The sequence below is a fragment of the Curtobacterium sp. BRB10 genome (genome assembly GCF_031844325.1).
Lineage (GTDB): Bacteria > Actinomycetota > Actinomycetes > Actinomycetales > Microbacteriaceae > Curtobacterium > Curtobacterium poinsettiae_A.
Genome location: NZ_JAUZVA010000001.1, coordinates 734,999 through 759,531, shown reverse-complemented (window position 1 = coordinate 759,531; position 24,533 = coordinate 734,999). Strand labels below are relative to the sequence as shown.

The window sequence follows — 24,533 nt, the reverse complement described above, 5'->3', positions numbered from 1 at the left end:
GACGAGCATGGTCAGGACACGGGCGTGGTGCAAGGGCGACACGGTCGAGCGGGACTTTCCCGTCGACCGGATCTCCGACCTCGTCGCCGATCCGGACACCTTCGTCTGGATCGACTACACCGACCCGACCTCGGCCGACCTCGAGCAGATCGAGGAGGAGCTCGGCATCCACGCGCTCGCGGTCGAGGACGCCGTCGAGCACGGTCAGCGCCCGAAGCTCGACCGGTACCGGGACAGCCTGTTCCTGGTCGTCTACGACGTGGGCGGCACGGACGACGAGGGTGACCTGATCACGCACGAGGTCAAGGCCTTCGTCACCGAACGGGCCCTCGTCACCATCCACGGGTCCGACGTCGACACCGCCCCGATGGAACACCGGCTCACGGCGAACTCCGACATCGCCGAACACGGCGTGCCCTGGCTCGTCTGGGCACTGCTCGACGCCGTCGTCGACCGGGCCACCGACACCGTCGAGGACCTCGAGCGGCAGATCGATGCGCTCGAGGACGACCTGTTCGTACCGGGCGACCCCCGCGAGCAGCAGATCCAGCGGCGGTCGTTCCGGCTCCGCAAGACCCTCGGGGTGCTCCGGCGGCTGGTCGTCCCGACGCGGGACAGCGTCGCGTCGTTGCTGCACGGTGACGCGGAGACGATCTCGAACGGCATCCGCCCGTACTTCCGCGACGTCGAGGACCACCTGGTCTCGATCGCCGACTCGGTCGAGCAACTCCGCGACGCGGTGTCGAGCGTGCTCGACACGACCCTGAACCTGGCGTCGAACCGGCAGAACACCGTCATGAAGAAGGTCACGAGCTGGGCGGCGATCATCGCGATCCCGACCGGGGTGACGAGCTTCTTCGGGCAGAACGTCGAGTTCCCGGGCGAGGGCGCCTGGAGTGGTCTCTGGGCCTCGCTCGCGATCATCACCGCGTCGTCGCTCGTGCTCTACCGCGTCTTCAAGACCCGCGACTGGCTCTGACCACCCGAAGCTCCGCCACCGCCTCGGCACCAGGCCCCGCCCATGTCAGAGCGCGAGCGCCAGGACCCCGCCGACCACGGTGAGCGGCGCGACGACGCACCCGAGCGCCATGTACCGGCCCCACGACAGGTGCACCCCCTCGGCCGACAGCCGGGCGTGCCAGAGCAGCGTCGCGAGCGAGGCCCACGGCGTGATGAGGCAGCCGGCGTTCACACCGATGAGCAGCGCCGCGTACCGAACGGCCTCGTGCCCGGCGGCCGGTTCGAGCACCAGGTACGCCGGCAGGTTGTCGATGCCGTTCGCGGCGACCGCGCCCGCACCGCCGAGCAGCAGCAGCGGGCCGGTCCCGGTGCCGCCCTGCAGCGCTCGCACGATCGGGTCGGTGATGCCCGTCGTGTGGAGCGCCTCGACCACGACGAAGAGCCCGGCGGCGAACAGCAGGGTCGACCACGGCACGCGGGACACCCGGAGTTCGGACGGTGACCGGAACGCCGCGACCACGACGAGCACCACGGCGGCCAGGACCGCAGCGATCCACACGGTCACCCCGGCGGTCAGGGCGACGACGAGCGCGACCAGCACGGCGGAGGCCGCCCAGAAGAACACCGGGTCCTTCGGCGTGCGGACGGACACCGGCGAGTAGCGGCCGAACAGCTTGCCGCGGAACACCACGAGCAGGACGACGCACGGCACGACCACCCCGGCGACCGCGGGCCAGGCCATCAGCCCGGCGAACGGCAGCGGGCCGCCGAGCCCCATCCGGTCGACGGCGAGCAGGTTCGTCAGGTTGGACACCGGCAGCAGCAGTGAGGCCGTGTTCGCGAGCCAGACCGTGGTCAGGGCGAACGGCATCGGGGGCAGCCCCACACGCCGTGCGAGCGAGATGACGATGGGGGTGAGGAGCACCGCGGTGGTGTCGATCGACAGGAAGACGGTGCAGAGCACTGCGAGCACGACGACCGCGCCCCAGAGCCCGATGGTGCGTCCGCCACCGACCCGGGCGGCGACGTCGGCGAGCCGGTCGAACACCCCGGCGTCCGCGGCCAGCTCGGCGACCACGGTCAGCCCGAGCACGAACCCGAGGACCGGCAGGACCCGGTCAGCGAGCACGGCGAGGTCGTCGAGTGGCAGCAGCCCGAACACGACGCAGACCGCGCCGACCACGAGCAGGGCCGCTCCGATGACCGCTTGACGCACGAACACTCCTCTGGCACACACCGCGGCAGGGTGACCGGCGGCGCTCCAATGTACGGGCCGGTAGCGTTGTCAGCACGACGACAGGAGGCCTCTGTGCGCAAGTTCATGTTCAACGGTGCGGTGTGGAGTTCGCTCATCAGCGGCTACAGCGTGCTGCAGACCACCCGCCAGGGACCGCGCGACTGGCGGCTCGCGCTGACCTGGGTCGCGTGGCTCGCCACGACGATCGTGGCGATCGGCACGGTCGTCGAGGACGACCGCGCGGTCAAGGCGCGCCAGCCGTAGGTCCAGGCCGCAACCACACGACGGACGGGAGGCCCGTGGCGGATCCGCCACGGGCCTCCCGTCCGTCGTCAGCACCGTCCACGGAACCTGGTTCCGCAGCGGCAGACGCGCCCGTCAGCGCTCCGACGGCGGGATGTCGGACGTCTGGATCGGGCCGGTGAAGAGCGCCGCGCGGTCCTCCTGGCCCGGCGCGAACAGCGCCGAGTCGGCAGCGGTCGACGCTGTGCGCCGTCGCGGCGCCGTCTCGTCGACCATGAGCACGCGTTGGACCGGCAGGGCGTCGGGGTGGGTGCGCTGGATCCACTCGACGAGCTCCTCGCGGATGTAGCAGCGCAGGTCGAACAGCGACGGCGCGTCGTGCGACGTCGCGAGGACGCGCACCCGCACGTACCCCTGCACGGCGTCGGTCACCTGCAGTACCTTGACGCGGCGGTCCCACAGTTCGGTGCGGTCGAGGATGCGGTCGAGCTCCTCGCGCATCTCCCCCGGCCGGACCCGCCAGTCGAGGTCGAACTCGACTGCGCCGAGCAGTTCGCTGCCGGTCCGTGTCCAGTTCTCGAACGGCGTGCTCGTGAAGTACGTCGACGGCAGCACGAACCGACGGTCGTCCCACAGGTGCACGACGACGTAGGTCAGCGTGATCTCCTCGATCCGTCCCCACTGCTGCTCGACCACGACGACGTCGTCCACCCGGATCGACCCGGAGAACGCCAGCTGCATGCCGGCGAACACGTTGCCGAGCGTGGACTGCGCGGCGAGGCCCGCGACCACGGAGATGAGACCGGCGCTGGCGAGCACGCTCGCGCCGGCCGCCTCGACCCCGTCGAAGGTCAGCAGGATCGCGCCGACCGCGATGATGACGAGTACGGCGACGGTGAGCCGCCGGATGATGAGCACCTGGGTGCGGATGCGACGCGCCTGCCGGTTGTCGGGCACGTCGATGCGGAACCGGTGCAACCCGAGGTCCTCGAGGAAGATCGCGACCTGGCACGCGAGCCAGCAACCGGTCGCGATCGTGACGATCAGGAAGGCGTGCGCGACCTCGTCGCGCCACGGGTACGCGTCGGCGTTCCGCGGGATGCTCGACGTGAACGCGATCCAGAGCAGGACCACCAGCAGCACGGTGCGGAAGGGGTGCTTCGTCCGTCGCGAGAGCACGCCGGCCCAGCGTTCCCGGCGCGCGATCGCCCGGAGGACCAGGTGCAGGACGAGGGCGACGACGGCGGTGACGAGCAGGGCGAACCCGATCGCGACGAGGAGTCGGAGGAGGATGTCCATCCCTCCATGCAAGCAACGGACGACGGTCGTCGTTCAGGTTCGGGCCGCCGTCAGCTGTGCGGACGTTCAGCGGTCGCGGTTCGCCCGAACCGGGGTTTGCGTGACGGCCCGGTCCGGTGCGCATGTAGGTTCTCTCGCATGACAGCGCAGAACGACACGGGTGGCAACCGAGCGCCGGCGAACGACTTCTCGCACGAGCAGGAGGGCTACCAGCACGGCCTGAAGCCCCGGCAACTGCAGATGATCGCGATCGGCGGCGCGATCGGCACCGGCCTCTTCCTCGGTGCCGGTGGACGCCTGCACACCGCGGGCCCCGCGCTCGCGCTGACCTACCTGGTCGCCGGGATCTTCGCCTTCTTCATCCTCCGTGCCCTCGGCGAGCTGGTGCTGCACCGCCCGTCCTCGGGGTCGTTCATCTCGTACGCTCGCGAGTTCTACGGCGAGAAGTTCGCGTACGCCGCCGGCTGGATGTACTTCCTCAACTGGGCGATGACCTCGATCGTCGACACCACCGCGGTCGCGATCTACCTGCAGTACTGGTCGGCCTTCACCGCCGCACCGCAGTGGCTGCTGGCGCTGATCGCCCTGGTCGTCGTCCTCGCCGCGAACATGGTCGCCGTGAAGGTGTTCGGCGAGCTCGAGTTCTGGTTCGCCCTCATCAAGGTCGCCGCGCTCGTGGCGTTCCTCGTCGTCGCGATCGTCTGGCTCGTCTTCGCGTTCCCCGTCGAGGCCGGCGGCGAGGCCGTCCGCACCGGGTTCTCGATCTGGGGCGACAACGACGGGCTGTTCCCGAACGGGCTGCTCCCCGCGGTCATCGTGATCCAGGGCGTCGTGTTCGCGTACGCGGCGATCGAGCTCGTCGGAACCGCGTCGGGCGAGACGCAGAACACCGAGAAGGTCATCCCCCGCGCGATCAACTCCGTGGTCTTCCGCATCGCGGTCTTCTACGTCGGCTCGATCATCCTGCTCTCCCTGCTGCTGCCGTACACGGCCTACAAGGAGGGCGAGAGCCCGTTCGTCACGTTCTTCTCGTCGCTCGGCAACCCGCAGGTCGGTTCGATCGTCGGTGGGATCATGAACTTCGTCGTGCTCACCGCGGCCCTGTCGTCCCTGAACGCCGGCCTGTACTCCACCGGACGCGCGCTGCACTCGATGGGCATGAACGGCTCGGCGCCCAAGTGGACCACGAAGATGTCGAAGGGCGGCGTCCCCTACGCCGGCATCCTGCTCACCGCGGCGTTCACCGTCGCGGGCGTCGTACTGAACTACTTCGTGCCGAGCCAGGCGTTCGAGATCGCCCTGAACATCGCCAGTCTCGGCATCATCACGGCGTGGGGCACGATCATCCTGTGCCAGATGCGGCTCCGTCAGTGGGCCAAGCAGGGGCTCGCCAAGGAACCCACCTTCCGGCTACCGGGTGCGCCCGTCACCGCCTGGCTCACCCTGGCGTTCCTCGCCTCGGTCATCGTGCTGATGGCGATCGACTACCCCGTCGGCACGTACACGATCGCGTCGCTCGTCATCGTGATCCCCCTGCTCATCGTCGGGTGGTTCCTGCAGCGTGACCGCATCCTGCGCATCGCCGCCCTGCGCGAGGGCGTCACGGGTCCCTACCCGATCGGCGTCCGCGACCCCGCCGCCTCGGTGCGACGCGACGGCGACGGGAGCTAGCGCTCCGCTTGTCCCCGGAACGCAAGGCACCCCGGCGGGAACACGAACGGTCCGGCACCCCTCGCTACCATCAGCAGGTGCCGGACCGCTCTGCTTCGCCCACCCTCGACCTGCAGCTCAGCTGGCGAGGTGCCTACGGACGCCTCCGGGTGTTCGCGGATCGTCTCGAGGCCGAGACCGACTACCAGCGAGGGACGCGAACCATGGTGCCGATGGACGCGGTGCAGGGGTGGCGCCTCGGACCGTGCGACGAGGACGCCGTCTGCGTCGAGTTCCTCACCGGGCAGGACACCTACCGCGTGCTGCTCGACACCCCGGACGAGCAGCTCGCTGCGCTGGCGATCCGGAAGGTGCTCGGCCCGCCGCTGGAGTCCTGAGGACGCGGTGCCGGGCCCCCTGGGGCCCGCGGCCCGGGTGCCCGGGTCAGTCGTCGGTGTCGACGCGGTCGGTGACGACGTCACCGGATCCGGCGTCGATGCGCACGCTGTGCTTGGTGCCGGACGAGTCGAGCACGTCGCCCTCCCAGACGACGGAGCCGAGGTGGTCGTCGAGGCCGAGTTCGGTCACGGTCCCCGCGTGCAGGTCCTGGAAGGCGTCGACGGCCTGCTTGACGCTCAGGTCGGCGGCGGCGACGAAGCGCTCGTGCTCGGCCTCGTCGTCCGCGTCGGCGGCCTCGGTCTGCGGGGTGCCGGCGACCGAGGTGCCGTCGGCGTTCGTGTGCACCTCGTGCTCGGTGCCGTCCTTCGTCACGACCAGGACCTCGTAGGCGGAGGCGCCCTGCTCCTGCTCGACCGAGATGACGGTGCCCGAGCCGACCTCGCCGCGTGCGGTGGCGACCGCTGCGAGCAGGGCCGTGTTCGAGCCGCTGGACGCGACGCCGGACGCACCGGACGCCGACGAACCGGAGCCCGACGAGTCCGTCGCCGACGAGCCGACCGAGCCGGAGCCGGCCGAGCCGGTGTCGTCGTCGGAGTCGTCGCTGGCGCAACCGGTGAGTGCGAGCGCCGCGACGATCGGCAGGGCGGCGAACGCGGCGATGCGGCGGGCGGAGGGCTTCTGGTGCTGGGTGCGGAAGTTCATGTGGACGAGCATCGCGTCGGGGTGCTGAAGCAGCCCTGAAGCCACCTGTTCAGCCGCCGAGTGCGATGCGGACGACGAACCGCGCGCCGCCGAGCGGGGACGTGACCACGGTCGTGTCGCCGCCGTGCGCCCGCACGGCGTCGCGGACGATGGCGAGGCCGAGCCCCGCGCCACCGGCGTCCCGGCTGCGGGCCTCGTCGAGACGGACGAAGCGCTCGAAGACGCGCTCGCGCTCGTCCTCGGGGACGCCGGTGCCGTCGTCGTCGACCGTGAGCACCGCGGACCCGTCGTGCTCGGTGAGCGACACGGCGACGCGTGTGCTCGCGTGCCGGACGGCGTTGTCGACGAGGTTCCGGACCACCCCTGCCAGCACGCGCTCGTCGCCGAGGACCCGCGCTGCCGAGATCGCCGAGCCGTCCACCCGGACCGCCGGGGCGTCGCCGTCCTGCGCGGGCGCGTCACCGGCCCTCGACCGTGCTCGCGCGCGGGCCACCGCGTCCAACGCCAGGTCGTCGAGGTCGACGGAGCGCCGCGTGCGGATCCCGCCCTCGTCGAGGCGGGAGAGCTCGAGCAGCCCGGTGACCAGGTCCTGCAGGCGCACCGCCTCGGACCGGACGACGTCGGCGAGGTCGGCCACCTCGGTCCGCTCCGGGTGCGCGACGGCGACCTCGGCGTGCTGCCGGATCGACGCGATCGGCGACCGGAGTTCGTGGGAGGCGTCGGACACGAAGCGCCGCTGGCTCTCGGCAGACCGTTCGAGTCGGTCCAGCATGGCGTTCATGGTGCTCGCGAGCCGGGCGACCTCGTCGCCGGTGTCGGGCACCTCGACCCGGGCGTCCGGACGGGCCGCCCGGATCGTCTCGACCTCGGTGCGCATCCGCTCCACGGGCCGCAGCGAGCGTCCTGTGACGGCCCAGGTGACCGCGACCAGCAGGAGCACCAGCACGGGCACCCCCACGGCGAGGAGCACGACGGCGGTGCGGACCGCGGTGTCGGCCTGGTCGAGCGTGGCGCCGTAGACGAGCGTCGCCTCGCCGCCGCCGGGCAGGTCCACGTCGTCCGCGACGAGCAGCCAGCGTTCGCCGTCGTGGGTCCACCGGGACTCGTCGGCGGTCGGCAGGGCGGCCCCATCGGCGTCCTCGCCGTGCGCCAGGACCGCCCCGCCGTCGCCGATCACCTGCACCAGGACGTCCTCGTAGCCGGTCACTGCGGCCGCACCGTCCGCTTCGACTCGGGAGGACACCTGCTCGAGACCGGTCTCGGCCGAGGTGCGCACGCCGTCGAGCAGCACGAGCCGCAGCACGAGGACGAACGCGACGGCACCGATGACCAGCGCCGCGAGGACGACGACCCCGGCGCCGAGGGTGGTGCGTGCCCGGACCGACCGGGGGCGACGAGGCCGGTTCGGCGTGGCCCCGCTCGCACGGGGGGCCGGCCGCTCAGCCACCGTCCGCCGCCAAACGGTACCCGGCGCCACGGACCGTCTCGATCGCGGTGCGCCCGAACGGCCGGTCGAGCTTCCGGCGGAGGTGCCCGACGTACACCTCGACGATGTTCGGATCCCCCTCGAAGTCGACGTCCCAGACGTTCTCGATGACGTCGCGCTTCGACCGGACCTGACCCGGGTGCCGTGCGAGGTACTCGAGCACGGCGAACTCGCGGCTGGTCAGCTCGACCGGGGTCTCGCCGCGAGCCACGGTGCGGGCTGCGGGATCGACCACCAGGTCGCCCAGCGTCAGCACGGTGGGGCGCTCACGGGCACCCCGTCGGACGAGCGCCCGCAGCCGTGCGACGAGCACCGGGTGCGAGAACGGCTTGGTGACGTAGTCGTCGGCGCCCGCGTCGAGCGCCTCGACCTGGTCCCACTCGCCGTCCTTGGCGGTCAGCATGAGCACGGGGGTCCAGTCGCCGTCCGCACGGAGCTGCGCGCACACGGCCCAGCCGCTCAGGCCGGGCATCATCAGGTCGAGCACGATCGCGTCGTAGCGGAACTCCCGCGCGTGCCACAGCCCGTCGACGCCGTCGTTCGCGACGTCGACCGCCCACCCCTCGGCCTCGAGGCCGCGGCGCACGCCGTCGGCGAGCCGGACCTCGTCGTCGACCACCAGCACACGCATGGGGTCGATCCTGCCGTGCCCCGCTGAAGCAGGCCTGAAGCGGCCGGCGAGTGCGGCGGGGCGGACGGGAGGTCCGTGGCGGCGCCGCCACGGGCCTCCCGTCCGACGGTGGTCCGGACCAGGGCCGCGCCGCCTCGGAGGGCTCAGACCAGCAGCAGGATCCCTGCGATCACGGAGGCGACGGCGATGGCGAGCGCGAGGAGCAGGAGCACGAGGTGCACCGTGTAGAACGTCGTCGGCTTGCCGGCGGCGTCGCGGGCACGGGAGTCCTTCGCGACACGCTGGAAGAAGCGCGGCCAGGTGACGACGTTGAAGACGGCGCCGATGAACAGGACGACTGCGGCGAAGACGAGCACGGGACGATCCTAGTGAACGTCCGCGGCGACGATGCCGGTACGGCGACGCCGGGCGGGTGGTGCTCGGCCGCCCCCAACGCGGCCGAGTCCCGACCCGGCAGGCCACAGGATCTGTAGCACTTGCTACAGACTGTACACGGCCTGTTCGACAGCGTCGAGGGACTACGCGGTCTCGAGCGCGGCTTCGGCGTCGGCGAGGGCAGCACGCTCGGCGTCGGTCAGGGACGCCCGTGCACCCCGGACGCCGTCGTTGATCTCGACGATGCGGCGACTGAGCCGGGTCGCGGGGTCGTCGGTGGGCGGGTAGGCGTTGTCCACGCCGACACGGTCGTGCAGCGGCGCGAGGAGGCGCAGTGCATCGTCGACGCGGCGTGCCCGACGTCGGCGGGAGATCCGGTGCCCGACGACGAGCAGGAGCATGCCGGACGCCACGCACAGCACGGCTCCCGGCGTGGTGACGTCGTAGGGCAGCGAGAGCGCGTGCGTGACGTCCAGGTCGCCGGTGACGTGCGCGACGTCCATCACGACGACCACGACCATGCGGACGACCCCGAGCACCCAACCGAGGACCAGCACCCACAGTCCCACCAGGTCGGTGGTCGTCCGGGCCTCGCGCAGGTGGAGCACGCAGATGAACCCCGTCGCACCGAGGGCGACTCCGAGGTAGACGGTCTGCGCGATCGCGTAGACCGTCGCCGCCGGGTGCGAGCCGGCGTCGAGCATGAACGTCGTCGTGGTCGCGGGCTTGTCGAGCACCGTGAACGCGACGACGACCACCACGACGACCGCGGCGAAGGAGACCACGACCGCGTTCCGGAGCCACGGGCGCGCCGCGCCGACCGCCTTCGCCACGCCCCACAGCAGCGTGCTCGTCCCGGCCACCATGAGGCAGTCGCTGATGAGGGTCACGACGTTGTGCCCGCCCAGCAGCGGGTCGAGCCACCGGTACAGCGGGTCGACGTTCGTCACGATGGTGGCGGCGAACAGCAGGAACGTGAACGCCAGGGTGCGGTCCTGCCCACGCTGCAGGACCAACAGCACGATCGTCCCGACGATGAGCAGCACCGCCTGGACGACGGCGATGATCACCCGAAGACCCCGCGGAAGGCGCTCGGGCGGCCGCGGTGCCGACGGATCACGGTGGCCAGGCGGTCCGCGAAGACCTCGGCCTCGTGCTCGTAGGTGTTCGAGAACATCCCCCGGGCAAGTGCCCGCTCCACCTTGTACTCGGGCAGGTCGGGGATGACGTCGCGGATGTAGGCGCTCTGCGGCGCGTGCTCCTGGTGCCGGTGCAGGACGTGCCCGAGCTCGTGGCCGATGACGAACGACCGGAAGGTCGGTGAGGAGGTCGGCGAGATCATCACGAGGTGCGCGTGCTCGAGGGTGGCCACGAAGCCGCACACGGGCTCGGCAGCCAGGAACGACTCCTCGCGCACCACGATCGGCTTGCCGACGACGTCAGCCGCGGCGGCGACGGCCTGGTCGACGTCCGACCACCCCTCGGCGGCACCACGAGCCCAGAACGCCTCCACGAGGGCATCGGTCATGCGACGCTCCCCCGCTGTGATTCCTCCTCGAGCACCTCGGCGATGCGCCGCAACGCGTCGGGTGAGAGTTCGCCGGGGAAGGTCCGGGCCGCGAAGCCGCTCACGCGCGCGGACCGCAGGGACCGGACGAGGGCGAGCTGGGCACCGATCCGTTCCGGTACCTCGCTGTCCTCGAGCAGGAAGCGTTCGTCGACCTCGAAGTACCCGGCCAGCAGGCGCAGGAGCTCGGTGTCGCGGTTGCGGCGGCCGTCGCCGGAGAGCATGTAGGTCCACTTCGCCCGCGACAGCGACCCACCGTGGGCCGCGACGTACTCCTCGATCGAGGAGAACGGCACCGGAGCGCCACGCTGGGACTCCTCGAAGTCGAGGAGCAGGTTGAGGCGGCGCGCGAGTTCGGCGGCGTCGAGCGCCCCGCCCTTCAGATCACCCGTGTCCATCTCGGACTCCTCCCCAGCCGTGTCCGCGCGACCTGTGGGTCCGGCGCGTGGACGCCATGTTAGCGCGGGCGCCCGGCACGCGCGCCGCTACCCTCGTGGGCATGCCCCGCCGCTTCCCCGCCACCGTCGCGGCGCCGGTCGAGCACGAGCTCGTCATCACGAAGTCCCGGTTCATCACCACCGTCGCACCGGTGTCCGGGGTCGAGGACGCCGACCGCGTGATCGCCGAGGTCCGCCGGCGGTACTGGGACGCCCGGCACAACTGCACGGCGATGGTCACCGGCGTGCTCGGCGACCAGGCGCGTTCGTCGGACGACGGGGAGCCCTCCGGCACAGCGGGTGTGCCGATGCTCGAGGTCCTGCGACGCCGCGGTCTGACCGACGTCGTCGCAGTCGTCACGCGGTACTTCGGCGGGGTGAAGCTCGGTGCCGGCGGACTGGTCCGGGCCTACTCGACCTCGGTGTCCGAGGCACTCGACACGGCGGTCCTCGTGCGTCGCGAGGCCCTGACGCAGGTGCGCTTCGACGTCGACCACGCCGACGCCGGGCGGCTCGACAACGTGCTGCGCGACTGGGTCCGGCACCACCACGCGACGCTCGGTCCGACCGAGTACGGTCGGGCGGCGACCTTCGAGGTGTGGGTCCCCCGCGAGGCGCTCGGAGCCCTGACCGCCGACCTCGCCGCCGCGTCGGCCGGTTCGCTCGAACCTGTCATCGGCGAGGAGCGGATCGTCGACGTCCCCGCCGACTGAATCCGCGGTTCCTGCACACCTCGGGCGTGTCACCGCTTCGGCGTGAGAACCTGCCCGGAACGCACGAACGCACCGACTCGATGAGCCGGGGCGTTCGTTCTGCGGTGCACCCCCTCGGACTTGAACCGAGAACCCACTGATTAAGAGTCAGTTGCTCTGCCAATTGAGCTAGAGGTGCATGTTCCGGCTTCCGTGCCGCAACGGGAATCAACAATAGCATGGGTTTCGCGCGCCCACGACCACTCGTGTGCGCACGACGCGAACAAGGAGCACCATGACCGACCGTCTCGTCCCCGGCGACACCGCCCCCGACTTCACGCTGCCCGACCAGGACGGCACCCGGCACTCCCTGGCTGCCCTGCGCGGCAAGAAGGTCATCGTGTACTTCTACCCGGCGGCCTCCACCCCGGGCTGCACCACCGAGGCCTGCGACTTCCGCGACAACATGTCCTCGCTGCAGGCCGCCGGCTACGAGGTCCTCGGCGTCTCGAAGGACGAGCAGGCGAAGCTCAAGACGTTCCAGCACGAGCAGGCGCTGACCTTCCCGCTGCTGAGCGACCCCGATCTCGCCGTGCACAAGGCGTACGCGGCCTGGGGCGAGAAGAACAACTACGGAAAGATCGTCACCGGCACGATCCGGTCCACGATCGTGGTCGACGAGGACGGCGCGGTCCAGCTGCCGCTCTACAACGTCAAGGCCACCGGGCACGTCGCGAGCCTGCGGAAGAAGCTCGGCCTGGTCTGAGGACCGGCCACGCACCGGAGGCCCGGTGCCGGTTCTCGGAACCGGCACCGGGCCTCCAGTGCGCTGTCTGCAGACCGCCCTCGCAGGCTCGGCCGGCGCTGGCGCCGCGCGCCGCTGGCGCGTCGCCCCGTGCGGGGCGCGCGCTACTCGGCCGGACGCGCGAGCGCGGCCGTCACCGACCGCGACAGCACCAGCGTGATGCCGAGCAGGGCCGGGACGAGCAGCACCCAGCCGACCGCGGCGACCCGGAAGACGCCCTGGAACGCGCCGATCGCGATGGCGCCCTGCAGGACCTGCCAGACGATGATCCCGGAGCGCACCCACGACCGGCCCTGCCACAGGCCGTTCAGCAGCGCACCGAGCCAGAGCGCAGCGATGGCGACGAGGACGGTGAGGGCGATGCCGGACGCGATGCTCGTGGCCGGGGCGACGAGCAGTTCGACGACCAGGACGACGGTCACGACCACCAGCGCGAGGAACTCGAGGCCGACCACCGCGAGCAGCCCCAGCATCGCCGGCGACCGGCGCGCGACGGGTGCGGAGGGATCGGTGTCGTTCGGGGTGTCGTCGTGCACAGTGATCCTCCAGCATCGGAACCCTTGATTTGGCCCTACCAGTATGGAACGATATTGGAGGTCGTTTGGACGGCACGATGTGGTGTGCGTCTCCCGTGGTTCATCGCTCCTCCCCCGAGCGTCTCGCGGGCGTCAGACACGCTTCCTGCGGACTCCTCCCCACAGTTGTCCCCTCCATGCCGCATGCATGGTCAGCGGTCCGATCCCCCGAGCCACGGCCCCGGCCTGCCGTTCGAGCATCGACATCAAGGAGCACCACACATGGACTGGCGTGACAAGGCTGCCTGCCTCACCGCAGACCCCGAGCTCTTCTTCCCCGTCGGGAACACCGGGCCCGCCGTCGACCAGATCGAGAAGGCCAAGTCGGTCTGTGCGCGTTGCACGGTCACCGAGATGTGCCTGCAGTACGCACTCGAGAACAACCAGGACTCGGGTGTCTGGGGTGGTCTCAGCGAGGACGAGCGTCGTGCGCTGAAGCGTCGCGCCGCCCGCGCTCGCCGCGCGTCCTGACCCCGGTCGCCTGACACCACGACGCCCGTCGTCCCTCCGGGGGCGGCGGGCGTCGTCGTGCGCGCGGGGCGGCTTCTGCAAAACACCGGTGTTCACGCGTCGAACACTGGAACGCGGGTGTTCGACCGGTGAACACCGGTGTTTTGCGGACTCGAACCGGGCGTCAAGCGGGGGCGGTCAACCAGCGGAACGGGATGGTGATCGTCACCTCGGTGCCGCTGCCCGTCAGGGTGTGCCAGTCGATCGTGCCGCCGAGCTCGCCCTGGATGAGCGTGCGGACGATCTGCGTGCCGAGCCCCGAGCCGACCTTGCCCTCGGGGAGCCCCACCCCGTTGTCGCGGACCTCGATCTCCAGGTGGTCGTCGAAGCGGCGGGCGACGATCTCGACCTCGCCGTCACGGCCGTCCAGCCCGTGCTCGACGGCGTTCGTCACGAGCTCGGTGAGCCCGAGGGCAAGTGGTGTCGCAGCCTCGGAGGGCAGCACCCCGAACTCTCCGGTCTTCTTCGGGTGCACGGTGGTGTTGTGCGACGCGGCGACCTCGGTCACGAGCTTGAGCACCGAGTCGAACACCTCGTCGAAGTCCACCGTCTGGCTGAGGCCACTCGACAGCGTGTCGTGCACGACGGCGATGGCGGCGACGCGGCGCATGGCGTTCTGCAGCGAGGTCCGCGCTTCGTCCGAGTGCGTGCGACGCGCCTGGATCCGCAGCAGGGACGCCACCGTCTGCAGGTTGTTCTTCACCCGGTGGTGGATCTCGCGGATCGTGGCGTCCTTGGTGATGAGCTCGCGCTCCTGGTGCCGCAGCTCGGACACGTCGCGGCAGAGCACGATGGCGCCGATGCGCTCACCGTGGTCGCGGAGCGGGATCGAGCGGAGCGACACCGTGACGCCCTTCGACTCGATGTCGGCCCGCCACGGTGCACGGCCGGTGACGACGAGCGGCAGGGACTCGTCGACGTCGAGCTGGGCGCCGATGAGCTCGGTGGTGACCTCGGCGAGGGACTTCCGCTCGAGTTCCCCCTCGAAGCCCATCCGGTTGAACGCGCTCAGGCCGTTCGGGCTCGCGAACGTGACGATGCCGGCGGTGTCGAGGCGCAGCAGACCGTCGCTGGCACGGGGCGCACCACGACGGGGACCGGCCGGTGCCCCGAGGTCCGGGAAGTCACCGGTGGCGATCATGCCGAACAGGTCGTTCGCGCTCGCGGTGAAGTTGAGCTCCTGGCGGCTCGGGGTCCGCATCTCGTCCTGGTTGGAGTGCCGGGTGACGACGGCGATCGGTCGCTCGGTGGTCTCGGCGCTCTTCGCGCTCAGGCGGCGGAGCACCGGGATCGCGCGGACGCGGGTCGGGGTGTCCTCGTACCAGTCCGGCTCGGCGGAGTCGACGACCCGTGACCCGGCGAAGCTCTCGGTCACCTGGCCGCGCCACTCCTCGCGGATCTCCTGCCCGACGATGTCGCGGTAGAACAGCGTCGCCGCGGAGCTCGGTCGGGCGTGCGCGACGGCCACGAACGAGCCGTCCTCGGCGGTCGGGACCCAGAGCACCATGTCGGCGAAGGACAGGTCGGCGAGGAGCTGCCAGTCCCCCACGAGCAGGTGGAGCCACTCCACGTCTGCTTCCGAGGAACGGCCTTGCGCGAGGACGAGGTCACTGAGGGTCGACACCCAGCCAGTCTAGGTCCGGCGCCTTGTGGAGAACGTCGCCCTGTCCACAGGGCAGACCGGTATGTATTTTGTATGTCGCACGCCCCATACGCTCGCTCCAAAGACGGAAGGGGCAGGGGTGGCAGAGCAGGCACGCCGCATCGATCACGAGACGACGACGGCGCACCCACCGCCGCTGCGCATCGTCGAACCGGCACCGGAGCCCGCCGTGGCGACCGGCCCCCCGGACCCGGCGACGACGGCGCGGGCGCTCGGGCTCTGCGTCGCCGAGGTGCTCACCGGCGCGCGGGAGGTCGACAGCATCACCCGGTGGATCAGCGACGACGTGCAACGCCACCTGCAGCAGCGGGCCGCGGTGGCAGCGCACGCCCGAGGTTCCGGTCGGCGGGCACGCGGGCGCCCCGTGCTCCGGGTCGGCAGCGTGCTCGTCTGCCGCCCCGCGGCAGGCGTCGCCGAGGCGACGGTGGTCGTGCACGCGCGCAGTCACGCTCGGGCGGTCGCCATGCGGCTCGAAGAGCGACACGGACGGTGGCAGGCGACCGCGATCGGGGTCCTGTAGCCGGGTGGCGGGCAGACGGGAGGCACGGTGCCAGCTGGCACCGTGCCTCCCGTCCGTCCTGTGTGGACGCTAGTTCTTCTTGGCGGCCTGACGACGCTCGGCGCGGTTGCTCGCCGCGGCCTGACCGGAGGCCGTGGCCGCGTTGCCGAACGCGGAGCCCTGCTCCGGCTCGGCGGCCGCTTCGGCCTCGGCCTGGGCGCGCTGCGCGCGGGCGGTCGCCGCCTGCTCGAGGCGACCCTTCTCGTCGCGGACCTCGACCTCGCCGTCGATCGACGGTGCCGAGTACTCCAGGCCGGAGACCTCGTCCTCGCCGAGACCCTTGGCCTCGATCACCGCGTTCTCGCCGTCGGACTGCACCTGGACCTCGAGGTTGAAGAGGTAGCCCACGGACTCTTCGCGGATCTGCCCCATCATCGTCTGGAACAGGGCGTAGCCCTCGCGCTGGTACTCGACCAGCGGGTCACGCTGCGCCATCGCGCGGAGGCCGATGCCGTCCTTCAGGTAGTCCATCTCGTACAGGTGGTCGCGCCAGCGGCGGTCGATCACCGAGAGCACCACGCGACGCTCGAGTTCACGCATCGCCTCGTCGCCCAGGAGCTCCTCACGCTGCTGGTAGGCCAGCTTGGCGTCGGAGAGGATCTCGCGGGCCAGGAAGTCACGCGACGCCTTGCCCTTCGAGCCGGCCTCGGTGATGACCTCGTCGATGGAGATCGAGATCGGGTAGAGCGTGCCGAGCTCGGTCCACATGGCGTCGAGGTCCCAGTCGTCCGGGGAGCCTTCGCCGGTGTGGCTGTCGATCACGTCGTCGATGACGGCCTTGAGGAACGACTGCGCGCGATCGTGCAGGTCGTCGCCCTCGAGGATGTGACGGCGGTCGCTGTAGATCGCCTCACGCTGGCGGTTCAGGACGTCGTCGTACTTCAGGACGTTCTTGCGGATCTCGGCGTTGCGGCCCTCGACCTGCGCCTGGGCGGACCGGATCGCACGGCCGACGAGCTTGTTCTCGATCGCCAGGTCGTCCGGCACGTTCGAGCGGCCCATCAGGCTCTCGGCGGCACCGGAGTTGAACAGGCGCATCAGGTCGTCGGTCAGCGACAGGTAGAAGCGACTCTCGCCCGGGTCACCCTGGCGGCCGGACCGGCCACGCAGCTGGTTGTCGATGCGGCGCGACTCGTGGCGCTCGGTGCCGAGCACGTACAGGCCGCCGACGGCGCGGACCTTGTCGCCCTCTTCCTCGACCTCGGCCTTGACGCGGGCGAACACGTCGTCCCACTCGGCCTCGTACTCGTCGGGGGTCTCGGTCGGCGACAGACCCTTGGCGTGCATCTCCTGCACGGCGAGGAACTCCGCGTTGCCGCCGAGCATGATGTCGGTACCACGACCGGCCATGTTCGTTGCGACGGTCACGGCGCCGAAGCGACCGGCCTGGGCGACGATCGCGGCTTCGCGTGCGTGGTTCTTCGCGTTGAGGACCTCGTGCTTCACGCCCTGCTTGGCGAGGAGCTTCGACAGGTACTCGGACTTCTCGACGCTCGTGGTGCCGACGAGGACGGGCTGGCCCTTCTCGTGGCGCTCCGCGATGTCCTCGGCGACCTGCTCGAACTTCGCCTTCTCGTTCTTGTAGACGAGATCGGTCTGGTCGATGCGCTGCATCGGCTTGTTCGTCGGGATGGGCACGACGCCGAGCTTGTAGGTCGACATGAACTCAGCCGCCTCGGTCTCGGCGGTACCGGTCATGCCGGAGAGCTTCTGGTACAGGCGGAAGTAGTTCTGCAGCGTGACGGTGGCGAGGGTCTGGTTCTCGGCCTTGACCTCGACGCCCTCCTTCGCCTCGATCGCCTGGTGGATGCCCTCGTTGTAGCGGCGGCCCATCAGGATGCGGCCGGTGTGCTCGTCGACGATGAGCACCTCGCCGTTCATCACGACGTAGTCCTTGTCCTTCTTGAACAGGGCGACGGCCTTGATGGAGTTGTTCAGGAACGAGATGAGCGGGGTGTTCGCCGACTCGTAGAGGTTCTCGATGCCGAGGTAGTCCTCGACCTTCTCGATGCCGGGCTCGAGGACGCCGACGGTGCGCTTCTTCTCGTCGACCTCGTAGTCCTCGCCCGGGGTGAGGCGCTTGGCGATCGAGGCGAACTCGGTGAACCAGCGGTTGGCCTCGCCCGAGGACGGACCGGAGATGATGAGCGGCGTGCGGGCCTCGTCGATGAGGATCGAGTCGACCTCGTCCACGACGGCGAAGAAGTGACCGCGCTGCACCATGTCGGACGCCTGCCACGCCATGTTGTCGCGCAGGTAGTCGAAGCCGAACTCGTTGTTCGTGCCGTACGTGATGTCGGCGGCGTACTGCTCGCGGCGCTCGGCCGGGGTCTGGTTCGCGATGATGCAGCCGGTGGTCATGCCGAGCGCGCGGAAGACGCGGCCCATGATCTCGGACTGGTACGACGCCAGGTAGTCGTTGACCGTGATGACGTGCACCCCGCGCGACGGGATCGCGTTGAGGTACGCGGCGGTCGTCGCGACGAGGGTCTTGCCCTCACCGGTCTTCATCTCGGCGATGTTGCCGAGGTGCAGGGCCGCGCCGCCCATGAGCTGCACGTCGAAGTGCCGCATGCCGAGGGTCCGCTTCGCGGCTTCTCGAACAGCGGCGAACGCCTCGGGCAGGAGGTCGTCGAGGGTCTCGCCGTTGGCGTACCGCTCGCGCAGCTCCTTGGTCTCGTCGTGGAGTTCCTCGTCGGTGAGGCTCGAGAAGTCGTCCTCGAGGTCGTTGATGGCCGAGGCGTACGCCTTCAGCCGACGGAGGGTTCGTCCTTCGCCGATGCGGAGGACCTTCTCCAGCACGTTTGCCACGTGAACTCCTTACGAGGTCGTCGCGCGCGACCTGCGCGCCCGATCGACCAGTCATGCTAGCAACCCGCGAACGCACGGCGCTGTGAGCGGCGCGGCTGTGGCGGACACGGGTGTGCGCGGCCCGCGAACGGGCCGCGCACACGGTGCGGAACGCAGGTTCCGCGTCGGGGTCAGGCGATCGCGGCTGCACGCTCCGCGTCGGCGTCCACGTCGGCCGACGCCTGGCCGGCGGGCACCTCGTCGATGCCGATCACCCCGTAGTCCCAGCCCTTGCGTCGGTACACGACACTCGGACGACGGGTCTCGGCGTCGAGGAACAGGTAGAAGTCGTGCCCGACGAGCTCCATGTAGTAGAGGGCGTCGTCGACCGTCATCGGGGCGGCCTCGAAGACCTTGTGGCGGATGACGACCGGGCTGTAGACCTCGTTCTCGTCCTCGGCGGCCTCCTGGTCGACGACCGGGACGGCACCGGTCGCGACGTCCTCGATGAGCTTGCCGTCGGCCGGAACGACACCCATGCCGTCGAAGCCGCTGCCGGCGGCCTCGGCGACCGAGGTGGGGCGGTGCCGACCGTGGTGCACCTTGCGGCGGTCACGCGCCCGACGGAGGCGTTCCATGATCCGCGCGAAGGCGAGGTCGAAGGCGGCGTACTTGTCCGACGCCGCGGACTCAGCCCGCACGAGCGGCCCCGGTCCGATCAGCGTGAGCTCCACGCGGTCCTCGCCCTGGCTGCCGCTCGACTTCTCGTTGTGGCGGCTGATGCGCACCTCGAAGGCGAGCGCGCGGTCGGCGAGCACGTCGATCTTCTCGGACTTCTGTTCGACGTAGGTGCGGAAACGGTCGGTGACCCCGACGTTCCGGCCCGTGATCGTCACGTCCATGTGGCGGCTCCCATCCAGTGTCGGCGCGTCGCCTCCGTCCGGCGACCCGAACGCCTTGTCGCGAGGCTAGACCCGGCGCACCGTCGGCGTCACGGGGAGGCGGCGAGTCCGTCGGACACTCACCGGACACACAGCGGCCACCGGGTGTTCACCAGGCGTCAGGCGTCGACGGTCGCCACGGCGACGCAGCGCACCACCCGGCCACCGGCGGCCCGCACCGCGCGGACGCCCTCGGCCATCGTGACGCCCGTCGTGACGACGTCGTCGACGAGCACGACATCGCGGCCGTCGACGCCGGTCGCGTGCAGGGTCCCGACGGTCGCCGCGACGCGTTCCACCGCCGACCGCTCCTTCTGTCCCGGTCCGGATCGCCGTCGTCCGGCCGCGGTGCGGACGAGACGCCCCGTGTGCCGGACACCACCACGGGCGAGCAGCAGCACGACCGGGTCGAACCCACGTCGTCGGGCACCCGCCCGGGACGGCGGCACCCGGAGCACCACGGTGCCGTCCGGGGCCGCGGCGAGCGCCGCACGGACGAGTGCACCGAAGCGGACGCCGAGCGGACGGGCGACGTCGACCCGCCCCCGGAGCTTGAGCTCGAGGACCAGGGTGCGGACCAGCCCCTCGTAATCGAAGGCCGCGTCGAGCCGGACACCGGCGACCAGCCGGACCCGCCGGGGCCGTGCTGCGAGCGCCGCCCGGCACGGTGGGCAGAGCGCGCGGTCCTGGCGGCCGCAGCCCAGGCAGGTGACGGGCAGGAAGAGCCCGAGCACGGCGAGCAGGGCATCACGCCACGGGGTGGAGTCGTCGTCAGGGGGCATGCCCACGACTGTGGTGGTGACCGGACGGTGGTGGTGGGCCGTGGTGCCGGACGGTGGACGGGCCTCCAGGCCGGCTGGGGTGTGGAGGACCGTCGCGTCAGCGCTGGACGCCGAGCACGTCGGCGGTGACGCCCGTCGTGTCCCAGCCACCCCCGGTGGACTGCAGGACGTCGCCGTCCGACATCCGGAGCAACAGCGCGCCGCCGCCGCCGCCGCTGATGGCGGTGGCGCGCCCGTCGGGCTTCGGCAGGGTGCTCGACTTGCCGCCGATCGTCGTGCGCACGATGTTCGGACCGGTGGGGGTCTGCCCGACCGAGGCGACGTCGGTGTCGTTCACCCATGCGGCGTCGACCGCGGTGCCGCTGGCCGCCTGCACCCGGACCGGGGCGCCGAACGAGGTCGGTGACCGGTCGGACCCCCGGATGATCGCCATCACGTACAGGCCGGGGCCGTCCGAGGTCTCGATGAGTGCGAGGGCCCTGGTGGAGTCGCGGGACACCTGGAACGACACGAGGTCGCCGCGCGGCAGGGTGGTGCGCACCTGGTGGGGGTCGCCGCCGAGCCCGTACGCGGTGATGCGGCGGGTGTCGGACTGCTGTCCCACCCAGACGAAGCCGAGGTCGTCGACGGCGGGGGCGATGAGGCCGTCGCGGGCATCGACGCGCAGGCGGTCCTTGCCGCGCACGACGATGACGCCGTCCCGGTTGCCGACGGCGGCGGTGGTGCCGGACGCCGACAGGGCGATCGACGTCGGGTCGAGGCCGGCGATCGCGGCGCCGACGCCGCTGCCGAGTTCGGCGACCTTGCCGGTTCCCGAGGCGGCGTAGCCGACGACGCCGTCCTCGTCGACCAGGGGTCGGGGATCGACGTCGGGGTTCTGCTGGGCGTCCGCTCCCCCGGAGTCCGGCACCGACAGCGTCGCGCCCTCGATCGTCATCGAGACCGACGAGATGGTGGCGACCGAGGCGAGCGACTTGCTGAGCTGTTCGCGCATCCGGACCCTGTCGACGGTGCTCGCGCCCAGGGCGTCGCGCGACAGGTCGACGAGGGCCGTGCCGCTGTCGATCGTCACCGCGTTGAGGGACAGCTGGGTGCCCTCCGGGAACGACGAGACGACGGCGCCCTTCAGCCAGTCGGTGGGGCCGGCGAGCAGGGCGCTCGCGATGCGCGTGCTCGTGGAGGACCGGGCGAGGAACCAGCGCTGGTCGGGCACCAGGAACCTGTAGGTGGGGTCGTAGAAGTACAGCGCGTGCGGTTGGAACACCGACTCGAAGCTGACCGGCGACAGGATGATGCCGTCCGGGGCGTAGGCGATGCGCCACTCGCCGTCCTCGCGGACGAACTGGAACGTCAGCGTCGACGAGGTCGGGCGGACGGCCTGGGTGTACTCCCCTTCGGAGTCGACCGTGGCGCTGGCCGTCATCGTGTAGGTGAGTTCGCGGTCGTCGGCGCGTTCGACGGTGCCGCTGCCGTCGCGGATCGTGACGCCCTGCCGTGGGTTCCACTGCTGGGCGAAGTCGGCGGCCAGGAACTGCCGGGCGATGGCGTAGTTGTCCTGGGCGCCGGTGGCGGCGGCGATGAACCCGCGGAGGATCGCCGTCTGGTCGGACCCGGTGATCGGCTTGTCCGGCCGGAAGTCGACGCCCGAGAGTGACTCGTCCTTGATCGTCTGCCCGGTGCGGACGGCACCGTCGGTCGGGATGGCCGCGCAGGCGGTGACCGCGAGCAGGCTGACCGCGGCGAGCGCGACGGCGAGGACGTGGCGGATCCGGTGGCGCATCAGGACTCCTCTCGCACGGCGCGGGGGCCGTCGTACGACTCGTCGAGCTCGGGCAGCGGGATGGCCGAGGTGGCGGTGGTGCCCTGCTCGTTGCGGGGCAGGGTGAGCACGAACGTCGAGCCCTCGCCCGGTCGGGACCACACGTCGATGCGCCCGCCGTGGAGCTTCGCGTCGCCGAGGCTGATGGCCAGACCGAGGCCGGTGCCGCCGATGGTGCGCTTCCGGCTCGGGTCGGCTCGCCAGAACCGGTCGAACACCCGTGCGGCGTCCTCCGGCGGCATGCCGACGCCCTGGTCGCGGACGGCGATGGCGACGGTTCGTGCGTCGCTGTCGACGACGACCTGCACCGGCTTCGCGTCACCGTGCTCGATGGCGTTGCCGACGAGGTTGCGCAGGATCCGGCGGACCCGCTTGGCGTCGAGCCGCATCGTGGTGTGTCCGCCGGGGGTCGCGAGCTGCAGGTCGATGCCGGCACGCTCGGCCAGCGGGCGGAACTCCTCGACGATGTCCGCGGCGAGCGCCGCCGGCACCGACGGTTCGGTGTCGAGCTGCACCGCTTGCGCGTCGTAGCGGGAGATCTCGAGCAGGTCGGCGAGGAGCAGCTCGAACCGCTCCACCTGGGCGTGCAGGAGCTCGGCGGACCGGCCGACCGACGGTTCGAACGCGTGCCGGGAGTCGTAGAGCATGTCGCCGGCGAGGCGGATGGTGGTGAGCGGCGTGCGCAGCTCGTGCGAGACGTCGGACACGAAGCGCTGCTGCACACGGGAGAGCTCGGCCAGCTGGGTGATCTGGCGGCTGACCGCCTCGGCCATCCCGTTGAAGCTCCGTGCAAGGGTCGCCAGGTCGTCCTGGCCGCGCACCGGGATGCGCTCGTCGAGGCGCCCCGCGGCGATCTTCCGGCTCGTCTCGGCGGCACCGCGGATCGGCACGACGACGAGCCGGACGACGAGCGACGTGACCAGGGCGATGAGCACCATCAGGGCCACACCGCCGATGGAGAGCGTCTGGGAGACGAAGTCCAGGGTCTGCTGCGCGTCGGACAGGTCGTAGACCAGGTAGAGCTCGTACTGGCCGGCGCTCGGGATCTGCAGCGTGGACCCGACGGCGAGGCCCGGCACCCGGCGCCCGTCGTCGTCGAGCTCGACGGGCTGCAGGCTGAGCCGACCGGTGTTCTGCCCGACCTCCTTGCGCAGGGCATCCGTGATGACCGCGTCCGGGAAGTCCTGGCTGGCGATCGTCTGGAGCGTCTGCGGGGTGGACTGGTCCGGGCTCCGCTCGATGGCGATGCTCGTGCCACCCGGGCTCGTCGTGTTCGACAGGATCGCCTGCTGCGCCTCGTTCTGCAGGGTCTCGAGCTCGGACTGGTTGTTGTCCTCGGCCGCGGTCGCCGCGTCGAAGATCCCCTGGGCGACGATGGTGGCCCGGGCCGACTCCGACTCGATCTGGTCGCGGCGCTGCGAGTAGACGTTCGTCGAGATGCTCACCATGACCGCGGTGCCGATGATCGCCACCGCGAGTCCCGTCGTCATCACGGTGATGGCGACCGAGCGGAACATGAGCGAGCGCCGCCACAGGTAGGCGATCGGACGCCAGGCGCGTCGGAGCCAGCGTCGCATCCGGCGACGGCTGCGGTCGACGACACCGATCGAGACGGTGGTGCTGCCGGCGCCGCCGGCCCCACCGACCCGCCCGGAGCGTGCCGAGCCCGACGGGCGCGTCGAGGGCGGCACGGTGCTCAGGCTCCTCCGGCGCGGTACCCGACGCCGCGGACCGTGGTGACGGTCTTCGGGTTGTCCGGGTCGTGCTCGATCTTTGCGCGGAGCCGCTGCACGTGCACGTTCACGAGGCGGGTGTCCGCCTTGTAGTGGTAGCCCCAGACCTGCTCGAGCAGCATCTCGCGGGTGAACACCTGGTTCGGCTTCTCGGCGAGCGCCCGGAGCAGGTCGAACTCGAGCGGCGTGAGCGCGATCACGGTGTCGCCCCGGCGCACCTCGTGCCCGGCGACGTCGACCGTGACGTCGCCGACGTGCAGGACGGTCGCGTCGGACGCGCTCGGTCGCAGACGGGTCCGGATGCGGGCGACGAGCTCCTTCGGGTTGAAGGGCTTCACGACGTAGTCGTCGGCACCGTTCTCGAGCCCGAGGACGACGTCGGCGGTGTCGCTCTTCGCGGTGAGCATGATGATCGGCGTGCCGCTCTCGGCGCGGATGCGCTTGCACACCTCGATGCCGTCGATGCCGGGCAGCATGACGTCGAGCAGGACGAGGTCCGGCTTGGTGGCGTGGAACGCGTCGACGGCGTCGTTGCCGTCGGCGCTGAACTCGGGTTCGTACCCCTCGGAGCGGAGCACGATGCCGATCATCTCGGAGAGGGCCTGGTCATCGTCGACGACGAGGATGCGCGGTGTCATGTGATCTGGACTCCGGGTGGCGTGCGGGTGCCGTGGTCGG

At 70.9% G+C, this 24,533-nt stretch carries 25 protein-coding genes and 1 tRNA gene; 8 read left to right on the top strand and 18 right to left on the bottom strand.

The genetic code is table 11. The features are described 5' to 3' along the window. Window positions 1-7: 7 nt before the first annotated feature. The gene (locus Q9R26_RS03735; protein WP_182065924.1) at window positions 8-979 is read left to right on the top strand and encodes a magnesium transporter CorA family protein; all 972 of its coding nucleotides are present in this window, start codon (window positions 8-10) and stop codon (window positions 977-979) included. A 45-nt stretch (window positions 980-1,024) separates the two neighbouring features. On the opposite strand, the gene Q9R26_RS03730 is transcribed toward Q9R26_RS03735, so the two are convergent. Continuing rightward, window positions 1,025-2,176: an SLC13 family permease gene (locus tag Q9R26_RS03730; protein WP_311226564.1), complete on the bottom strand. Its 1,152-nt coding sequence runs from the start codon at window positions 2,174-2,176 to the stop codon at window positions 1,025-1,027. Window positions 2,177-2,269: 93 nt separating this feature from the next. Between Q9R26_RS03730 and Q9R26_RS03725 the strand changes: the two genes are divergently transcribed. After that, window positions 2,270-2,461: a hypothetical protein gene (locus Q9R26_RS03725; RefSeq protein WP_071261817.1), complete on the top strand. Its 192-nt coding sequence runs from the start codon at window positions 2,270-2,272 to the stop codon at window positions 2,459-2,461. 114 nt (window positions 2,462-2,575) lie between these two features. On the opposite strand, the gene Q9R26_RS03720 is transcribed toward Q9R26_RS03725, so the two are convergent. Beyond that, the gene (locus Q9R26_RS03720; protein ID WP_262138482.1) at window positions 2,576-3,739 is read right to left on the bottom strand and encodes a mechanosensitive ion channel family protein; all 1,164 of its coding nucleotides are present in this window, start codon (window positions 3,737-3,739) and stop codon (window positions 2,576-2,578) included. Between the two features lie 138 nt (window positions 3,740-3,877). Here Q9R26_RS03720 and Q9R26_RS03715 point away from each other — a divergent pair, with 138 nt between their 5' ends. Together Q9R26_RS03715 and Q9R26_RS03710 are read left to right on the top strand one after the other, a co-directional pair. After that, window positions 3,878-5,410 carry an amino acid permease gene (locus Q9R26_RS03715; protein WP_182065927.1) on the top strand — a complete coding sequence of 511 codons (1,533 nt, stop codon included), beginning with the start codon at window positions 3,878-3,880 and terminating at the stop codon, window positions 5,408-5,410. A 77-nt stretch (window positions 5,411-5,487) separates the two neighbouring features. Then, the gene (locus Q9R26_RS03710) at window positions 5,488-5,787 is read left to right on the top strand and encodes a hypothetical protein (RefSeq protein ID WP_182065928.1); all 300 of its coding nucleotides are present in this window, start codon (window positions 5,488-5,490) and stop codon (window positions 5,785-5,787) included. Between the two features lie 46 nt (window positions 5,788-5,833). Here the strand turns inward: Q9R26_RS03710 and Q9R26_RS03705 are convergent, their stop codons facing one another. The 7 genes from Q9R26_RS03705 to Q9R26_RS03675 all read right to left on the bottom strand — a co-directional run bounded on the left by Q9R26_RS03705 (window position 5,834) and on the right by Q9R26_RS03675 (window position 10,947). Beyond that, complete coding sequence (locus tag Q9R26_RS03705) at window positions 5,834-6,490, bottom strand: PepSY domain-containing protein (RefSeq protein ID WP_311226563.1); 657 nt, start codon at window positions 6,488-6,490, stop codon at window positions 5,834-5,836. A gap of 49 nt (window positions 6,491-6,539) precedes the next feature. Then, complete coding sequence (locus Q9R26_RS03700; RefSeq protein WP_259579284.1) at window positions 6,540-7,937, bottom strand: cell wall metabolism sensor histidine kinase WalK; 1,398 nt, start codon at window positions 7,935-7,937, stop codon at window positions 6,540-6,542. Continuing rightward, a complete protein-coding gene (locus Q9R26_RS03695; protein WP_111089168.1) occupies window positions 7,930-8,607 on the bottom strand; it encodes a response regulator transcription factor in 678 nt (225 codons plus the stop codon). Before Q9R26_RS03695 ends, Q9R26_RS03700 begins: the two co-directional genes overlap by 8 nt. 143 nt (window positions 8,608-8,750) lie before the next feature. After that, a complete protein-coding gene (locus Q9R26_RS03690) occupies window positions 8,751-8,963 on the bottom strand; it encodes an SCO4848 family membrane protein (protein WP_182065932.1) in 213 nt (70 codons plus the stop codon). Window positions 8,964-9,125: 162 nt separating this feature from the next. Beyond that, complete coding sequence (locus Q9R26_RS03685; RefSeq protein ID WP_311226562.1) at window positions 9,126-10,052, bottom strand: hypothetical protein; 927 nt, start codon at window positions 10,050-10,052, stop codon at window positions 9,126-9,128. After that, a complete protein-coding gene (locus Q9R26_RS03680) occupies window positions 10,049-10,510 on the bottom strand; it encodes an ImmA/IrrE family metallo-endopeptidase (protein WP_209135182.1) in 462 nt (153 codons plus the stop codon). Before Q9R26_RS03680 ends, Q9R26_RS03685 begins: the two co-directional genes overlap by 4 nt. Then, a complete protein-coding gene (locus tag Q9R26_RS03675; protein WP_051596928.1) occupies window positions 10,507-10,947 on the bottom strand; it encodes a hypothetical protein in 441 nt (146 codons plus the stop codon). Before Q9R26_RS03675 ends, Q9R26_RS03680 begins: the two co-directional genes overlap by 4 nt. Window positions 10,948-11,048: 101 nt before the next feature. Between Q9R26_RS03675 and Q9R26_RS03670 the strand changes: the two genes are divergently transcribed. Further along, window positions 11,049-11,699 (top strand): YigZ family protein, encoded by a 651-nt coding sequence (locus tag Q9R26_RS03670; RefSeq protein ID WP_371830601.1) that lies wholly within the window; start codon window positions 11,049-11,051, stop codon window positions 11,697-11,699. Window positions 11,700-11,804: 105 nt separating this feature from the next. On the opposite strand, the gene Q9R26_RS03665 is transcribed toward Q9R26_RS03670, so the two are convergent. After that, a tRNA-Lys gene (locus Q9R26_RS03665) sits at window positions 11,805-11,877 on the bottom strand. 96 nt (window positions 11,878-11,973) lie between these two features. Here Q9R26_RS03665 and bcp point away from each other — a divergent pair. Next, window positions 11,974-12,444 carry a thioredoxin-dependent thiol peroxidase gene (bcp, locus tag Q9R26_RS03660; RefSeq protein WP_259579288.1) on the top strand — a complete coding sequence of 157 codons (471 nt, stop codon included), beginning with the start codon at window positions 11,974-11,976 and terminating at the stop codon, window positions 12,442-12,444. Between the two features lie 143 nt (window positions 12,445-12,587). Here the strand turns inward: bcp and Q9R26_RS03655 are convergent, their stop codons facing one another. Then, window positions 12,588-13,019: a hypothetical protein gene (locus Q9R26_RS03655; protein WP_259579290.1), complete on the bottom strand. Its 432-nt coding sequence runs from the start codon at window positions 13,017-13,019 to the stop codon at window positions 12,588-12,590. A 261-nt stretch (window positions 13,020-13,280) separates the two neighbouring features. Here Q9R26_RS03655 and Q9R26_RS03650 point away from each other — a divergent pair, with 261 nt between their 5' ends. Beyond that, window positions 13,281-13,529, top strand: coding sequence for a WhiB family transcriptional regulator (locus Q9R26_RS03650; protein ID WP_017888820.1), 249 nt, complete (start codon window positions 13,281-13,283; stop codon window positions 13,527-13,529). 163 nt (window positions 13,530-13,692) lie between these two features. Here the strand turns inward: Q9R26_RS03650 and Q9R26_RS03645 are convergent, their stop codons facing one another. Continuing rightward, a complete protein-coding gene (locus Q9R26_RS03645; protein WP_027466510.1) occupies window positions 13,693-15,192 on the bottom strand; it encodes a sensor histidine kinase in 1,500 nt (499 codons plus the stop codon). A gap of 118 nt (window positions 15,193-15,310) precedes the next feature. On the opposite strand from Q9R26_RS03645, the gene Q9R26_RS03640 reads away from it, so the two are divergent. Further along, complete coding sequence (locus Q9R26_RS03640; protein WP_311226561.1) at window positions 15,311-15,751, top strand: Rv3235 family protein; 441 nt, start codon at window positions 15,311-15,313, stop codon at window positions 15,749-15,751. A gap of 69 nt (window positions 15,752-15,820) precedes the next feature. Here the strand turns inward: Q9R26_RS03640 and secA are convergent, their stop codons facing one another. The 6 genes from secA to mtrA form a co-directional block, all read right to left on the bottom strand. Continuing rightward, entirely contained in the window at window positions 15,821-18,601 is a 2,781-nt protein-coding gene (secA, locus tag Q9R26_RS03635; protein ID WP_111024364.1) for a preprotein translocase subunit SecA, read from the bottom strand. 170 nt (window positions 18,602-18,771) lie between these two features. Further along, the gene (gene hpf, locus Q9R26_RS03630) at window positions 18,772-19,482 is read right to left on the bottom strand and encodes a ribosome hibernation-promoting factor, HPF/YfiA family (RefSeq protein ID WP_182065940.1); all 711 of its coding nucleotides are present in this window, start codon (window positions 19,480-19,482) and stop codon (window positions 18,772-18,774) included. A 158-nt stretch (window positions 19,483-19,640) separates the two neighbouring features. Further along, window positions 19,641-20,303: a phosphoribosyltransferase family protein gene (locus Q9R26_RS03625; RefSeq protein ID WP_311226560.1), complete on the bottom strand. Its 663-nt coding sequence runs from the start codon at window positions 20,301-20,303 to the stop codon at window positions 19,641-19,643. 97 nt (window positions 20,304-20,400) lie between these two features. Beyond that, window positions 20,401-22,083 carry an LpqB family beta-propeller domain-containing protein gene (locus Q9R26_RS03620; RefSeq protein ID WP_209135175.1) on the bottom strand — a complete coding sequence of 561 codons (1,683 nt, stop codon included), beginning with the start codon at window positions 22,081-22,083 and terminating at the stop codon, window positions 20,401-20,403. Beyond that, window positions 22,083-23,813: an MtrAB system histidine kinase MtrB gene (gene mtrB, locus Q9R26_RS03615; RefSeq protein WP_262138502.1), complete on the bottom strand. Its 1,731-nt coding sequence runs from the start codon at window positions 23,811-23,813 to the stop codon at window positions 22,083-22,085. The genes Q9R26_RS03620 and mtrB overlap by 1 nt, the downstream gene beginning before the upstream one ends. A gap of 5 nt (window positions 23,814-23,818) precedes the next feature. Continuing rightward, window positions 23,819-24,493, bottom strand: a complete 675-nt coding sequence (mtrA, locus tag Q9R26_RS03610; RefSeq protein ID WP_017888813.1) for an MtrAB system response regulator MtrA — start codon at window positions 24,491-24,493, stop codon at window positions 23,819-23,821. Window positions 24,494-24,533: the final 40 nt, after the last annotated feature.